Source organism: Mesorhizobium atlanticum (genome assembly GCF_003289965.1).
Taxonomy (GTDB): domain Bacteria; phylum Pseudomonadota; class Alphaproteobacteria; order Rhizobiales; family Rhizobiaceae; genus Mesorhizobium; species Mesorhizobium atlanticum.
Map to the genome: position 1 here is coordinate 368,198 of NZ_QMBQ01000005.1, position 14,657 is coordinate 382,854.

Annotated in this window: 15 protein-coding genes and 1 tRNA gene; 2 read left to right on the forward strand and 14 right to left on the reverse strand. The window is 66.1% G+C overall.

Going from position 1 to position 14,657, the window contains the following annotated elements:
* Positions 1–97: 97 nt before the first annotated feature.
* The 11 genes from DPM35_RS19215 to DPM35_RS19265 all read right to left on the reverse strand — a co-directional run bounded on the left by DPM35_RS19215 (position 98) and on the right by DPM35_RS19265 (position 11,236).
* Positions 98–403: a UBP-type zinc finger domain-containing protein gene (locus tag DPM35_RS19215; RefSeq protein WP_112128833.1), complete on the reverse strand. Its 306-nt coding sequence runs from the start codon at positions 401–403 to the stop codon at positions 98–100.
* Between the two features lie 26 nt (positions 404–429).
* Positions 430–2,106: an FAD-dependent oxidoreductase gene (locus tag DPM35_RS19220; protein ID WP_112128834.1), complete on the reverse strand. Its 1,677-nt coding sequence runs from the start codon at positions 2,104–2,106 to the stop codon at positions 430–432.
* Positions 2,107–2,511: 405 nt separating this feature from the next.
* A tRNA-Leu gene (locus DPM35_RS19225) sits at positions 2,512–2,596 on the reverse strand.
* Positions 2,597–2,676: 80 nt separating this feature from the next.
* Positions 2,677–3,297 (reverse strand): 2,3-bisphosphoglycerate-dependent phosphoglycerate mutase, encoded by a 621-nt coding sequence (locus tag DPM35_RS19230; RefSeq protein ID WP_112128835.1) that lies wholly within the window; start codon positions 3,295–3,297, stop codon positions 2,677–2,679.
* 34 nt (positions 3,298–3,331) lie between these two features.
* Entirely contained in the window at positions 3,332–4,153 is an 822-nt protein-coding gene (dapB, locus tag DPM35_RS19235; RefSeq protein WP_112128836.1) for a 4-hydroxy-tetrahydrodipicolinate reductase, read from the reverse strand.
* Positions 4,150–6,021 carry an ABC transporter ATP-binding protein gene (locus DPM35_RS19240; RefSeq protein WP_112128837.1) on the reverse strand — a complete coding sequence of 624 codons (1,872 nt, stop codon included), beginning with the start codon at positions 6,019–6,021 and terminating at the stop codon, positions 4,150–4,152. The genes dapB and DPM35_RS19240 overlap by 4 nt, the downstream gene beginning before the upstream one ends.
* Before the next feature lie 124 nt (positions 6,022–6,145).
* Positions 6,146–7,165, reverse strand: coding sequence for a glucokinase (locus tag DPM35_RS19245; protein WP_112128838.1), 1,020 nt, complete (start codon positions 7,163–7,165; stop codon positions 6,146–6,148).
* Between the two features lie 150 nt (positions 7,166–7,315).
* Positions 7,316–8,398, reverse strand: a complete 1,083-nt coding sequence (gene mepA / locus DPM35_RS19250; RefSeq protein WP_112128839.1) for a penicillin-insensitive murein endopeptidase — start codon at positions 8,396–8,398, stop codon at positions 7,316–7,318.
* Between the two features lie 97 nt (positions 8,399–8,495).
* Entirely contained in the window at positions 8,496–9,398 is a 903-nt protein-coding gene (locus DPM35_RS19255) for an SDR family oxidoreductase (RefSeq protein ID WP_112128840.1), read from the reverse strand.
* 13 nt (positions 9,399–9,411) lie between these two features.
* Positions 9,412–10,563, reverse strand: coding sequence for a tRNA epoxyqueuosine(34) reductase QueG (gene queG, locus DPM35_RS19260; RefSeq protein ID WP_112128841.1), 1,152 nt, complete (start codon positions 10,561–10,563; stop codon positions 9,412–9,414).
* Positions 10,544–11,236 (reverse strand): glutathione S-transferase family protein, encoded by a 693-nt coding sequence (locus tag DPM35_RS19265; RefSeq protein ID WP_042645260.1) that lies wholly within the window; start codon positions 11,234–11,236, stop codon positions 10,544–10,546. Before DPM35_RS19265 ends, queG begins: the two co-directional genes overlap by 20 nt.
* A gap of 216 nt (positions 11,237–11,452) precedes the next feature.
* Here DPM35_RS19265 and DPM35_RS19270 point away from each other — a divergent pair, with 216 nt between their 5' ends.
* Entirely contained in the window at positions 11,453–12,259 is an 807-nt protein-coding gene (locus DPM35_RS19270; protein ID WP_112128842.1) for an undecaprenyl-diphosphate phosphatase, read from the forward strand.
* A 143-nt stretch (positions 12,260–12,402) separates the two neighbouring features.
* On the opposite strand, the gene DPM35_RS19275 is transcribed toward DPM35_RS19270, so the two are convergent.
* Both DPM35_RS19275 and rsmI read right to left on the reverse strand, forming a co-directional pair.
* Positions 12,403–12,780 (reverse strand): YraN family protein, encoded by a 378-nt coding sequence (locus DPM35_RS19275; protein ID WP_112128843.1) that lies wholly within the window; start codon positions 12,778–12,780, stop codon positions 12,403–12,405.
* A gap of 51 nt (positions 12,781–12,831) precedes the next feature.
* On the reverse strand, positions 12,832–13,722 hold the full coding sequence (rsmI, locus tag DPM35_RS19280; protein ID WP_181592070.1) for a 16S rRNA (cytidine(1402)-2'-O)-methyltransferase: 891 nt from the start codon (positions 13,720–13,722) through the stop codon (positions 12,832–12,834).
* Positions 13,723–13,935: 213 nt separating this feature from the next.
* Here rsmI and DPM35_RS19285 point away from each other — a divergent pair, with 213 nt between their 5' ends.
* Positions 13,936–14,124 (forward strand): hypothetical protein, encoded by a 189-nt coding sequence (locus DPM35_RS19285; protein WP_112128845.1) that lies wholly within the window; start codon positions 13,936–13,938, stop codon positions 14,122–14,124.
* Between the two features lie 209 nt (positions 14,125–14,333).
* Here DPM35_RS19285 and DPM35_RS19290 read toward each other — a convergent pair whose 3' ends face one another.
* Positions 14,334–14,654 carry a low molecular weight protein tyrosine phosphatase family protein gene (locus tag DPM35_RS19290; protein WP_112128846.1) on the reverse strand — a complete coding sequence of 107 codons (321 nt, stop codon included), beginning with the start codon at positions 14,652–14,654 and terminating at the stop codon, positions 14,334–14,336.
* Positions 14,655–14,657: the final 3 nt, after the last annotated feature.

Sequence of the window (14,657 nt, forward strand, 5' to 3'; positions counted from 1 at the left end):
GGTTTTCCGTCCGGAATTGCGTAAAAACAAGGGACAGAGTGGTTCGCCGTTTCCGTGAAACGGTGAAACGCTCTAGACGCGGCCCGGACGGCTGGACTCAGACAAACTTCGGGATCGGCCCGTTCTGCGGCGTCGTATCGCCCTCGAGGTCGACAAAAACCTCGTCGACGAAGCACCAGGCCCAGCCTTCCGGCGGGTCGTAGCCTTCGATGATCGGATGCTGCGTGGCGTGGAAATGCTTTGTCGCGTGGCGATTGGGCGAGTCGTCGCAGCAGCCGACATGGCCGCAGGTGCGGCAGAGCCTCAGATGCACCCACCAGGAGCCGCTCTTCAGGCATTCCTCGCAGCCCAGCGCGCTCGGCGTGACCTTTTTGATGTCCCTGGTGTGCCTGCATTCGTCCATCGCTGGGTCCTCGCCGGTTCGCTGATCTATTCGTTTACGGCGGCGGCGCCGCCGTTCCGCGCCAGATAGGCATGCAACGCCGCGACCACCTGCGCGCCCTCGCCGACGGCGGCCGCGACCCGCTTGGTCGAGCCGCACCGCACGTCGCCGATTGCGAAGACACCGCCGCGGCTGGTTTCCATCAGCCCGTGACCCGGCGTCGTGTCCGGCCCGGTGCGCACGAAACCCTTGGCATCCAGCGCCACATTGCAGTTCGCCAGCCAGTCGGTGTTCGGATCGGCGCCGATGAAGAGGAAGAGGTGATGGATGGCGCGTTCCGTCTCCTCGCCGGTTATCCGGTTGCGCCAGCGCAGCCGCTGGAGATTGCCGTCATGGCCCTCCAGCGCCACCACTTCGGTCTGCGTCAGCACCTCGATGTTGGGCTGCGCCTTGATGCGCTCGACAAGATAGCGCGACATGGTGGCGTCGAGGCTGTCGCGGCGAGCCAGCAGCGTCACCTTGCGCACCTGGCTCGCCAGATAGACGGCCGCCTGGCCGGCCGAATTGCCGGCGCCGACCAGCGCCACCTCCTGGCTCTGGCAAAGCCTGGCCTCGATCGGCGAGGCCCAGTAATGCACGGACGTCCCCTCGAACTGCGCCAGGTTGGCGATGTCGAGGCGGCGGTAGCGCGCGCCGCTGGCGATCACCACCGCGCGTGAACGCACGCTCTCGCCATCGCCGATCGCAAGCCTGTAGCGGGCGCCGTCGCCGTCGTCGTCGAGCAGCTTCGCCTCGTCGGGAATGACCATCTCGACGCCGAATTTCTGCGCCTGGTTGTAGGCGCGCGCCATCAGCGCCATGCCGGTGATGCCGGTCGGGAAGCCGAGATAGTTTTCGATCCGGGCCGAGGCACCCGCTTGCCCGCCGAAGGCGCGGCAGTCGAGCACGATCGTCGACAGGCCTTCCGAGGCGGCATAGACCGCCGCTGCCAGCCCGGCGGGTCCGGCGCCGACGATCGCCACGTCATAGACCTTGTCGGCATCGATAGGCCGCAGCAGGCCGACACAGCGGGCAAGCTCGTTCTCGCCTGGATTGTGCATCAGCTTGCCGTTCGGGCAGAGCACGATCGGCAGATGGTGCGGGTCGACATGGAACCGCTCGATCAGCGTCTTGGCGCAAGGGTCGGTGTCGGAATCGAGCGCACGATGGGGAAGCCCGCTGCGGCGCAGGAAACCTTGCAGCCGCAGCACGTCGCCATTGCCCGGAGGGCCGATGACGACCGGCCCGCTGGCGCCGCTTTCGAGCAGCCCGACGCGGCGCAGGATCAGCGCCCGCATGACGCGCTCGCCGAGATTGGCCTCCTGCACCATCAGGTCGCGCAGCCGCTGCGAGGGGATGACGATCGCTTCGACCGGCTCGACCGCCTCGGCATTGACCAGCGACGGCCGGTTCGACAGCTGCGCCAGCTCGCCGATGAAATTGCCCGCGCCATGGGTGACGATCGGCTCAGGCCGGCCGAGCCCGCCGGCCTGGGTGATGTCGACCTTGCCCGACAGGATGAGGATCACGCCTGGCGAAATCGTGCCGGCCGTCACGATATGCTCGCCGGCGGCATAGGAGCGTGCCTCGCCGAAGCGCCGCATGCGCTCGATATCCGCATCCGAAAGGATCGGGAACATCTGGTCGCGGCGGGCGGCGATGGTCGGGCTGACGGAAGGAGCCATTGCGCGACCGTAGCGTCATGGCCGCCGGGTTTGAAGCGCTTTGTTGGAGGACTGGCCGGAAGGGGAGGTGCCTGAAGGCCTACACGCCTTCGTCATCCACGGGCGAAGCAAGGAGCGAAGCGAGGCGGCGCAGACCCGAGGATCCATGCCGCGATCTCGAGGCCCCGCCACGGAGCAGAATTCTGCACCGCTGCACCGCTCATATGTAACGGAATGGATCCCAGGGTCTCCGCGACGGAGCTACGCTCCTGCTTCGCCCTGGGATGACGAGGCTCAGAGGCTACAGCCAATCGCGAATGTCGTATCTGGGGAGCGCGATCCCATTGGCAGTCGGGATGATTCGGCGACCCTTTCGCTCTTGGAGCTCCGGGATGGCCTGCCATCCGAAGCTCGAAGAGCGAAGGATGGTGCCCAGAAGAGGACTCGAACCTCCACTCCTTGCGGAACACGGACCTGAACCGTGCGCGTCTACCAATTCCGCCATCTGGGCTGGTGGGCGCTCATGTAAGCGGGCAAACGATATGTGTCAACGCGCTTTTTTCGTGGCTCGCCCTGGCTGGCCGAATGGCCTCACCCCTCCAGCACTTCTTTCTTCGCCACGGTGGAGTCGGCGTTGAGCTTGTAGATGACCGGCACGCCGGTGCCGAGCTCGAGCTTGACGATCTCCTCGCCGCTCTTGCCGTCCAGCGCCATGATCAGCGCGCGCAGCGAATTGCCGTGGGCGGCGACCAGCACCGTCTCGCCGCGCAGCACATGCGGCTGTACCTCATGCAGGTAATAGGGCCACACGCGCGCGCCGGTGTCCTTCAGGCTTTCGCCGCCGGGCGGGGCGATGTCGTAGGAACGGCGCCAGATATGCACCTGCTCCTCGCCCCACTTCTTGCGCGCGTCGTCCTTGTTGAGGCCGGAGAGGTCACCATAGTCGCGCTCGTTGAGCGCCTGGTCGCGGATGGTCTTGAGATCGCTCTGGCCGACCACGTCGAGGATGTGCTGGCAGGTCTTCTGCGCCCGCTTCAGGGCCGACGTGTAGGCGATGTCGAATTTTAGGCCGCGCGCCTTGAGCTTTTCGCCGGCCGCAAGCGCTTCCGCATTGCCCTGGTCGGTCAGGTCGACATCGCGCCAGCCGGTGAACAGGTTCTTCAGGTTCCATTCGCTCTGGCCGTGGCGCACGAGCACGAGAGTTCCCGACATGTTTGCTCCTTTGGAATTTTATGGAAGAGACGCCTCAGCTCAGGCCGAGCACATCCCGCATGGAATAAAGTCCGGGCTTCTTGCCGCGCGCCCAAAGCGCCGCCTTGACCGCGCCGCGGGCGAAGATCGCCCGGTCCTCGGCATGGTGGGACAGCGTGATGCGCTCGCCGGTGCCGGCAAGGATCACGCTGTGATCGCCGACCACGGAGCCGCCGCGCAGCGTGGCGAAGCCGATCGAGCCCGCCTTGCGCACGCCGGTATGGCCGTCGCGCACCCGCACGCTGTTGCCGGCAAGATCGATGCCGCGCCCTTTCGCCGCCGCCTCGCCGAGCAGCAGCGCCGTGCCGGACGGGGCGTCGACCTTGTGGCGGTGGTGCATTTCCAGGATCTCGATGTCGAAATCCTCCGGGTCGAGCGCCTTAGCGGCCTGCTCGACCAGCACCGCCAGAAGGTTGACGCCGAGGCTCATATTACCGGATTTGACGATCGTCGCATGCCGCGCGGCGGCGGCGATCCTGGCATTGTCGTCGGCCGAGCAGCCGGTGGTGCCGATGACATGAACGATACGCGCCTGCGCGGCATAGCCGGCGAATTCGACGCTTGCGGCCGGCGCGGTGAAATCGAGCACGCCGTCAGCCTTGGCGAAGGCCGGCAGCGGATCGTCGACGATCGGCACGTTGATGATGCCGATGCCGGCAAGCTCACCGGCATCCTTGCCGAGATGCGGGGAGTCCGGCCGCTCGATCGCGGCTGCGACGCGCGCGCCGGGCATCGTGTGTATGGCGCGGATCAGCGTCTGGCCCATGCGGCCCGCGGCGCCCACCACGACCAGGCCCATATCGCCGGCTTCGCTCATGCGCTTCTCCTGACGGTCTTCTTGGCGCGGCTGCGCGGCGCCGGAGTTTGGCCCGAAGTCTGGCTTGCCTTGGCGTCGTCGACAAGTCCCAGTCCCTTCTTGCCCTGGATCCTGTGGAAACGGGCATAGATGCTGTGCGGGTCGGCCATCAGCGTCGCATGCGTGCCTTCTTCGACCAGCCTGCCCTCTTCCAGCACGATGATATGGTCGGCATTGACCACCGTCGACAGCCGGTGCGCGATCACGATCGTCGTGCAGCCTTCCATGACATGGGTCAGCGCTTCCTGGACACGCGCCTCGGCCTCGTTGTCCAGCGCCGAGGTCGCCTCGTCGAGCAGCAGGATCGGCGCCTGGCGCACGATGGCGCGGGCGATCGAGACGCGCTGGCGCTGGCCGCCCGACAGCGTCGAGCCGCCTTCGCCGACAGGCGTGTCGTAGCCTTGTGGCTGCTGGCGGATGAACTCGTCGGCGGCGGCCAGCTTCGCCGCCTGCTCGATCTCGGCATCGGTGGCCGAGAGCCGGCCATAGCGGATGTTGTCGCGGATCGTGCCTTCGAACAGGTAAGGCGCCTGCGAGACATAGGCGATCGACTGGCGCAGCGAGCGCTTCGTCACCTTCGAGATGTTCTGCCCGTCGACTTCGATCGAGCCCTTGTCGACGTCGTAGAAACGCTGCAGCAGCGCCACCAGCGTCGACTTGCCGGCGCCCGAGGCGCCGACGATCGCCGTTACCTTGCCGGCGGCGGCGGTGAAGCTCAGCTCCCGCAGCACCGGCATGTCGGGGCTGTAGCCGAAGGTCACGTCGTTGAAGCGCACCTCGCCCGTGGTGATTTTCGCATCGACCGCGTCGGGGGCATCCCCCTGCTTCGGCTTGAGGTCGAGCAGCTCGTAGATCATGCGCGCATTGACCAGCGCGCGTTCCATGCCGACCTGTGTGCGCGCCAGGCGTCGTGCCGGGTCGTAAGCCATGATCAACGCGGTGATGAAAGAGAAGACCGCGCCCGGCGGCTGCCCAAGATACAGCGCCCGGTAGCCGGAATAGGCGACCACGGCGGTGATGGCGAGACCGCCGAGTATCTCGGAAATCGGCGACAGCCGCTCCGCGACGCGGGCGATCTTGTTGTTACGCTGCTCGGCCGTTTCCGCCATGATGCCGATGCGGCGCGCCAGCTCGTCCTCCAGCGTGAAGGCCTTGACGATGGCGATGCCTTGCGTGGCCTCCTGCACGGACCCGTTCAGCTGCGAATTGATCAGCACGGATTCCCGGTTGATCTTGCGCAGTCGGCGGGTGATGTAGACGACGGCCCAGATCAGCGGCGGCCCGATCAGCAGCGAGCTCAGCGACAGCACCGGGTCCTGATAGATCATGACGCCGACGAGCGCGACCAGCGAGACCGCGTCGCGGCTGATCGAGGTCAGCGTCAGCGACAGCAGGTCGCGGATGCCGCCGACATTCTCGTTGACCTGCGCCGCCAACCGGCCGGAACGCGTGTCGTTGAAGAAGTTGACGCCGAGCTTCATCAGATGATCGAAGACGCGCTTCTGGTAGCGGGCGACCAAATTGTTGCCGATCGTGGCCAGTGCCACCGCCTGGCCGTAGCCGGCGAAGCCGCGCAACAGGGAGGCCCCCATGAAACCGGCGCAGACCCAGAAGATCATGTCGCTGCGCCGCTCGACGAATATCCCATCGATCATCGGAGCCATGACCCATGCGAGGAAGGCAGTGGTACCGGAAACAATCAGGAGGCAAGAGATGGCGACGACATAGGTCCAGCGATATTCACCGCCGTTCTCGGCGAGGATGCGGCGCAGCACAGCCCTGACCTCAGCGGGCTGAACTTTCAGTTTGAGTGGATTTTGAACTGTCAAATCGCGGGCGCTTCGTGGTTTGTCTAGGTGCCGGGCTGCGTTCCGGCACCCCTCTTAGCGCCCCGGCTACGGCTTGCCTATGGCGAAACTTCGTCGCGGCGGCCGATCGCGGGCCCAGGCGCCATCATGCCCGCCAGTGCCGCCCGGCGATCTGCACGCCGAACAGCGAAGGCGTTCTGGCATAGGCGGCAAGCCCAAGCAGCGCCGCCAGCGGATGGGTGATCACATAGACCGGCATTTCACGCATCAGCGCGCTGTGCGGCGCCTTGTCCTCGAAGGCGGCGCGGAAATTTCCGGCCTTCAGCGCCGGCACGATCTTCTGCGCGATGCCGCCGGTCAGGAACACGCCGCCCCGGCTCATGAACACCAGCGCCAGGTCACCGGCGGTTCGGCCGAGGCAGGTGACGAACAGCTCCAGCGCCTCCCCGGCCACCGCGTCGGTCTTGGCAAGCGCCGCGCCGGTGACCTCGGCCGGCGTCGTGAACGGCGTCGGCTTGCCGTCCGTCCTCGCCACGGCGCGATAGACATTGACCAGCCCGCGCCCGCACAGGATCTGCTCGCCGGAGATGCGGCCTTCGAGCTTGTCGATATGCGGGAACACCTCGAAGTCGCGCGGAGTGCGCGGTCCGATATCCATATGCCCGCCCTCGCCCGGCACCGGGATCCAGCGATCGAGCGCGTAGATCAGCCCGGCGACGCCCAGCCCGGTTCCAGGGCCGAGCACGACGCGGCTCGCATTGGGCTCCGGCGTGCCGCCGCCGATCTTTTCCATATGCTCTTCGCCGAGCGCCACCACGGCCAGCGCCTGCGCCTCGAAATCGTTGAGCACCACGACCTCGCTCAGGCCCAGATTGGCGATCATCTGCCGGGGTTTCACGACCCAGGGGCAGTTGGTGAGCGGAATCTCGTCGCCGTCGACCGGCCCGGCGATCGCCAGCACCGCCGAATTCGGCTGGACCGACGAACGATCAAGCACCGCCGCCTGGATCGCGTCGTCGATGGTCTTGAAATTCGCCGTCTGGACGATCTGCGGCTCGGTCGCCTCCGAATTGGCGTCGAGCACGATCGAGAAGCGCGCATTGGTGCCGCCAATGTCGCCGATCAGGACCGGAAACCGCAGCGCTGTCTCGTTCTCGCTTGGCATTTTTCTCGCGCGTCCCCGTTCGTGGCCTTCCGCCATCCGTCTGTTCGTTGAACTAGCGCATGGGCTTGCAAAGGGGAAGCGGCTTCGCTCCCGGGTCTCACCACCCTTCCAGCGTCGGCTACCTTGACGATTGGACGCCTGGCTCCGACGTCAGTTCCCTGGCCTGGGCCTTGGCAGCGGAATGCCGATCTTGGGCGTCGGCGCGAAAGCGCTCGCCGCCGCCGGCATCGCGGCGTTGCCGCTGGAGATCGTCTCCGCCGGCTCGCTCGGCTGCGGCTCGGCCACGGCGACCGCGGCGGCGGTGCCGCCCTGGTAGGTCACGGCCGCCAGCGACGGCGCATCCGTCGCGGCGAGCACCGCCTGGCACTCTTTCGGCAGATTGGCCATTGTCATCAGGTCGCGGGCCTTGGGCGCATCGGGGTTCTTGTTGGGCCGCCACGGCTCCTCGGTGAACCACCAGGCCAGCGGCTTGCCGCAGCCGTCATCCGCGGGCGTCGCCTCCTGCCCCTTGCAACCGGGCGAGCCCGGCTGGCAGCCGATGCGCATGTGGAAGTGATAGTCATGCCCCCAGAACGGCCGGATCTTGCGCAGCCAGGAACGGTCGCCGGTGACGGTGTCGCAGAGCTTCTTCTTGATGCCGGGATTGACCAGGATGCGCTCGACTTCCGGATAGCTCGCCGCGCGCTTGAGCAGCCTTGTGTGCGCCGGCGTCCACAGCGCGTCCTTCACCAGATGCGTCTTCTCGTCGACCATCAGCGTGGCGCTCATCGATTCGCGTTGCGCCATGGTCAGCGGCCGCTTCGGCATCGGCGTCAGCCAGATGTCGGCGTCGAGCCCGATCTGATGCGAGGCATGGCCGGTCATCATCGGTCCGCCGCGCGGCTGCGAGACGTCGCCGACCAGAAGCCCTGGCCAGCCATCGGCTGCCGCGTCCCGCGAGAGTTTCTCGATCAGCGCGATCATGGCCGGATGACCCCAGCGGCGGTTGCGCGAGGGGCGCATCACTTCCCAGGTAGGCCCGTCCATGGGCAGGGCGACGCCGCCGGCGAAGCAGCCCTTGGAGTAGAAACCGAAGGATTGCGCGGGCACCACCGCCGGCAGTTTCTTGGCGCCGAACAGGTCCTTGGCGCGCGGTTCGGCCGAAATCGCGGCCGCCGCCAGCGCGGCCAAGGTCACCAGCGCCAGCGCGGCGGTCAGGAACGGCTTCCTGTCGGGCAGCGATCGCAAATTCATCAGGCCGGATCCCTCTCCAGTCTATCTCCTTGCCGCGCGCTTAGGCGAACCCGGTCAGGAACGAATCATACCACGCTGCGCGTCCCGCATCGATCCTTCAGTCCCTCATCGGGCTGCGCGGCTCCCCGTCCCGCCAGTTGCCTTCGGCCCACATCCGCTCCAGCGCCACCCGGTAGTTCGGGAACCGGAAGCGATAGCCGGCCGCCTTGATCGCCTTGTTGGCGACGCGCTTGTTCTCGCCATAGAAAGACCGCGCCATGGGCGAAAGTTGGGCGGTCTCGAAGGGAATTTCGGGCGGCGGCTCGACGCCCATCAGCCCGGCGGCGTAAGCCACGACATCCTGCGGCGGCGCCGGCTCGTCGTCGGTGACGTTGAAGATGCCGCCGAGGTTGTTGCCGGCGAGGTGCCGGAGCGCGCCGGCGATGTCGTCGCAATGGATGCGGTTGAACACCTGCCCCGGCTTGACCAGCCGCCGCGCCGTGCCCTCCTCGAGATTGGCGAGCGCATTGCGGCCGGGCCCGTAAATGCCGGAAAGCCGCAGCACTGCCGCCGGCTTTCCGATCTCGCGGCCAAGCGCCAGCCATTCCTGTTCGGCCGCCACCCGCATCACCGAGCGCTTCGACACCGGCCGGCAGTTGCTGGTCTCGTCCACCCAGGCGCCGCCATGGTCGCCATAGACGCCGACGGTGGAGAGATAGGCGATCCATTCCAGTGCCGGCATCTTTTCCTTGAGCGCATCGCCGGCGGCGTTGAGCACCGGGTCGCCGGCCTCGTCGGGAGCGACCGACACGACGAGATGCGTGGTCCTGGCGAGCGCATCGCCGAGCTCAGGCGACAGCGCGCCATCGAATTGCAGTGGCTCGATGCCGGCCGATCGCAGCGTCGCGAACTTTTCCGGCGCCCGGGTCGTGCCGGAGATCGGCACGCGCTGCCCGTTGGCCCGCGCGAAAGCCTTGCCGGAATAGCCGGCGCCAAAGATGAAGAAGCGTTTCTCGCTCATCGATGAATCTCCTTCAATCGGCCTTCGCCGGTTTTGCCAGCGACGCCAGCCACTCGTCACGGACCGCCGCATCGGTCTCGGTCTTCGAGGCGGTGGCGGCAAGCTCGCCAAATTCGCGGTCGGACAGCAGTCGCGACAGGGCCCAGATTGCCGCACCTCGCACCAGTGGCGAGGCGTCGCGCAGCAGGCCACGCACGCCAGGTGCAAGCGATGCGTCGCCCGAATTGCCCGCCGCGATCAGCACGTTGCGGACAAAACGGTCGCGGCCGATGCGCTTGATGGGCGAGCCCGAGAAGAAGGCGCGGAACGCCGCGTCGTCGAGGGCGAGCAGCTCCGACAGCGGCGGCTCGCGCAAATCCTCGCGCGCGGCAAGCTTCGCCTCGGATGCCGCGCTGGCGAACTTGTTCCACGGGCAGGCGGCCAGGCAATCGTCGCAGCCATAGATCCGGTTGCCGATCTTGTCGCGGAATTCGCGCGGGATTGGTCCCTTGTTCTCGATGGTGAGGTAGGAGATGCAGCGCCGCGCATCGATCCGGTATGGCGCCGGAAACGCATCGGTCGGGCAGGCGTCGAGGCAGGCGCGGCAGGAACCGCAATGGTCGATCTCGGCCTTGTCCGGCTCAAGCTCAGCCGTGGTGAAGATCGTGCCGAGGAACAGCCAGGAACCGTGCGCGCGGCTGACCAGATTGGTGTGCTTGCCCTGCCAGCCGAGGCCGGCGGCCTCGGCAAGAGGCTTTTCCATCACCGGCGCCGTATCGACGAACACTTTGACGTCGCCGCCGGCCTTTGCCACGATCTTGCCGGCGATCTCCTTCAGCCGGCCCTTCATCACGTCGTGATAGTCGCGGTTCTGCGCATAGACCGAGATCGCGCCGCGGTTGCGCTTTTCGAGGATACCGCGCGGGTCATGGTCAGGCCCATAATTCATCGCCAAAACGACGATCGAGCGCACCTCTGGCCACAGCGTCGAGGGCTCGGCGCGACGCTCAAGCGTCTCGGCGATCCACGCCATCGAGCCGTGGAAACCGTCGGCGATGAATTCGGCGAGCCTTGCCGGCGCCAGCGGGATCGCGTCCGGCCGCGTCACGGCGACCGCCTCGAAGCCGGCGCGGCGCGCCTCCGCCTCGATCAGCGCGCGCAGGTTTTCAGAAGTCGAGATCCGCATAATGCGACACCGGCGACAGGCCGCGAACCCGGTCGGAAAGCAGCGGCCGGAACGACGGCCGCGATTTCACCCGCGTGTACCATTCGCGCGCGGCGCTGTGTTCGCGCCAGTCGATCTCACCGAGGTAATCGAGCACCGAAAGCGTCGCCGCCGCGGCGAGGTCGGCATAGGTCACCTTGTTGCCGGCCAGCCAATGGCGCGTGCCGGCGAGCCAGTTGGTGTATTTCATGTGCTGGCGGATGTTGGCGCGCGCGGCGCGGATCGCGGCCGAGTCCGGCGAGCCGCCGCCGGCGGTTTCCGGCATCACCGGCTTCAGCACGCGCTCGCGCACCAGGTGGCGGGTGACCTCGCTTTCGGCCTTCGCCAGGTACCAGTCGGTCAGCCGGCGGATTTCGGCGCGCTGCATCGGGTCCTCGGCGAACAGCCGCTTGTCGCGCTTCAAGACGCCCCGCGTCTCGTCGAGATATTCCGCGATCACCATGGCGCCGACGATCGGCACGTCGCCTTCGGCGAGCAGGATCGGCAGCGTCCCGGCCGGGTTCAGCGCCAGGAACTCCTTGCGCCGCGTCCACGGCTTTTCCTCGATCAGCGCCAGTTCCTCGCCATACTCGCCGAAAGCGAGGCGCACGAACCGGCAGGTGGCGAACATGGGATGGTGGAAAAGCGTCAGCATGGTTCCGCGATGATAGGGCGCACTGGCGAATCGTTAACGGCGCCGGTAAGTCTTGGCCGCCCGATTCCAGGGACTGTCATGGTGTTGCGACCTATAGGGGCACTTCCGCCCCATGACAAGCAAACCCTTCCTCCCCTCGGAGCATGATGTCGTCCGAAAATCGCTTCACACTTTTCGGCATCATGCTCTAGCCGTCATTCGAACCGAGAGGTTGCCATGGAAAGCCAGACCATCGTCGAAGCGCTGCTGCTTGGGCTTTTGGAGGGCCTGACCGAGTTCATCCCAGTGTCCTCGACCGGCCACATCCTGCTTGCCGGCCATTTCCTCGGCTTCCATTCCACCGGCAAGGCCTTCGAGATCCTGATCCAGCTCGGCGCGATCCTGGCGATCCTCAGCGTCTATTTCGGCAAGCTCTGGCAGATGCTGGTCAAGCTGCCCAGCGATCCGCAGACCCGGCATTTCGTCATCGGCATCCTGATCGCCTTCCTGCCGGCGGCGGTCATCGGCGCGCTGGCGCATGATTTCATCAAGACCATCCTGTTCGAATCGCCAAAACTGATCTGCATCATGCTGATCATCGGCGGCGTGGTGCTGCTCGTCGTCGACCGCATCAACTTCAAGCCCGTGCATCACGACGTCGAGCGCTTCCCGTTGAGCGTCTATCTCAAGATCGGCCTGTTCCAGTGCCTGTCGCTGATCCCCGGCACCTCGCGCTCCGGCTCGACCATCGTCGGCGCGCTGCTGATGGGCGTCGACAAGCGCGCGGCGGCGGAATTCTCCTTTTTCCTCGCCATGCCCACCATGGTCGGCGCCTTCGCCTTCGACCTCTTCAAGAACCGCAACGTTCTGACCTCGGCCGACCTGCCGATCATTTCCGTCGGCTTCATCGCCGCCTTCGTCGCCGCGCTGATCGTCGTGCGCTTCCTGCTCGATTACGTCTCGAAGAGGGGCTATTCGCTGTTCGGCTGGTGGCGGCTTGTGGTGGGTATCGCGGGGCTGGCGGCGTTGATGGTTTGGGGGTGAACCTTACCCTCGCCCTCGAGGGGGAGGGTCGATCCTCAAAGCGGATCGGGGTGGGGGCCGCGCCAAACCCCCGCCCCGGTTCGCCAGCGACGCTTCTCGTCGCTTGCTCGCCGACCCTCCCCACAAGGGGGAGGGTAAGCCCTTCAATTCCGTCCATAAAACGCATTCTCGACATGCACCGGCCAGCGCCAGGGCAGCACCGCCACCATGTCGAAACGCATCGAAAGCCGTCCGTAATCCGGCTGGCGCGACAGCCAGATATCCGCAGCGCCCTCGATGCGGCGCTCCGATTCATGGCCGATCGCCTCCATCGCCTCGATCAGCGTGCGGCGCGCCTTGACCTCGACGAACAGCACGAGGTCGCCACGCCTGGCGATCAGGTCGATCTCGCCGAGCCTGGTGCGGTGGCGGCGGGCAAGGATGCGGTAGCCCTTCAGCATCAGCGCCAGCGCCGCCAGCCATTCGCCGCGATGACCGCGCCGATAGGCCTTGCGGCGATGGCTGACCGTGCGCTCAGCCATCTTTTTGCTCGACCATGATCTTTTCCAAAAACCAGTGTCCACTTTTTGGGATCATGGTCTGTCCTTAAGTTCCAGCAGCCGCCGGTAAAGCGCCTGCTTCTGCCCGCCGGTCATCTTTGCCGCTTCCGCCGCCGCCTTCGACGCCGGCATTTCAGCTGCCAGTGACAACAGCAGCCGGTCGACATCCGCCGGCTGGTCCTCCGCCGCCTCGGGCGGCCCGACGCAGATGACGATCTCGCCCTTCGGCGTGTCGGCCGCCGCATAGTGATCGGCCAGCTCGGCTAGCGTTCCGGTGCGCATTTCCTCGAAGGCCTTGGTCAGCTCGCGCCCGATCGCGGCCTTCCGTTCGCCGCCCAGTGCCTCGACCATGGCGCCGAGCGTCTCGGCCAGCCGTCTGGGCGATTCGAAGAAGATCAACGTTGCCGGCACCTGCTTGAAGGTTTCGAGCTTGGTCAGCCGCTGGCCGGTTTTAACGGGCAGGAAGCCGGTGAACAGGAAGGCATCGGACGGCAGGCCGGACGCCGTCAGCGCGGCGAGCGCGGCCGAAGGTCCCGGGATCGGCACGACGCGGATGCCCTGCTCCAGCGCCTCGCCGACCAGCCGGTAGCCGGGGTCGGAGACCAAAGGCGTGCCGGCGTCGGAGATCAGCGCCACGCTTTGCCCGGCCGCCAGTGCCTCGATCAGCTTCGGCCCGGCCTCTTGCGCATTGTGCTCGTGATAGGCGGTGGTGCGGCGGCGGATGCCGTAGCGTTCGAGCAGCACGCGCGAGACGCGCGTGTCCTCGCAGGCGACGATGTCGGCGGCGGCCAGCGTCTCCAGGGCGCGCAGCGTGATGTCGGCCAGATTGCCGATCGGCGTCGCCACCAGATAAAGCGCCGGCTGGAGCGCCCGCGCCGCGATCTCGGTCTGTCCGATCAGGTAGCTGCGTTTGTCGCCGGTCAAGGATAACCCTCCGTTCAAGCAATTCCAGCAAAAGTGCGTAGCGGTTTTCCGTCCGGAATTGCGAAAGAACAAAGTCTCTTTGGCATGGCTGACGGCCTGTTGCAAAACGTGAGGTTGGGCCAAGGAAATCGCCATGCCTTTGCCACAGTGCGGAACGAAACCGGCAACGGCGAATTTAACCCCTGATTCCCCGGGAGGAGGCAGGACCGAACGATGCCCAATCGCTTCGACATCTTCATCAGCCGACTTGAAAGCAAAACCGCCCGAGAGGGCATCCCTTCACACCCCATCGCCGCCCAACCCGGCGCACGCCGCGACAAGGCCGACCAGAAGCAGGTCCGCCACGACGAGGCGCATGGCGAGAAGCACCGCGGCAAGCATCGCCAGAAGCACGACGCTTAGAACAACCAGCAACCTTCGCCATCTCACGCTTCGTCATTCCAGGGCGGAGCAAGGAGCGAAGCGACGCGCACAGACCCTGGAATCCATGCCGTTACATCGACGTTCTGCCAGCGGTGCAGATTCTGCTCGGCCGCACCCTTCGCATAGGTCACGGCATGGATTTTCGGGTCAAGCCCGAGAATGACGAACGCGCTGGCAGCGCGCTATTTTCAAAGGTATCTGCCTACCCTCGCCTCCAGCAGTCGCACCAGCTCCGGGTCCATGAACTCGTAGTCGTCCGGTATATCCAGGCAGATCACCCTGGCGCCCTTCAGGCTCGCCCGGAACTTCTTCTGCAGCTTGGCGCGATGCGCCTTCTCCATGACGAAGATGATGTCGGCCCAGGCGACCAGCTCATGCGTCAGCGGGTTGTCGGCGTCATGATTGGTGCCGGCCGATTCCACCTCGATGTCGCGGCGCTTGGAAAACACCTGCTCGGCGGTCGGGCTGCGCAGGCGGTTCTGGCTGCAGACGAAGAGGACGTTCTTCAAAGA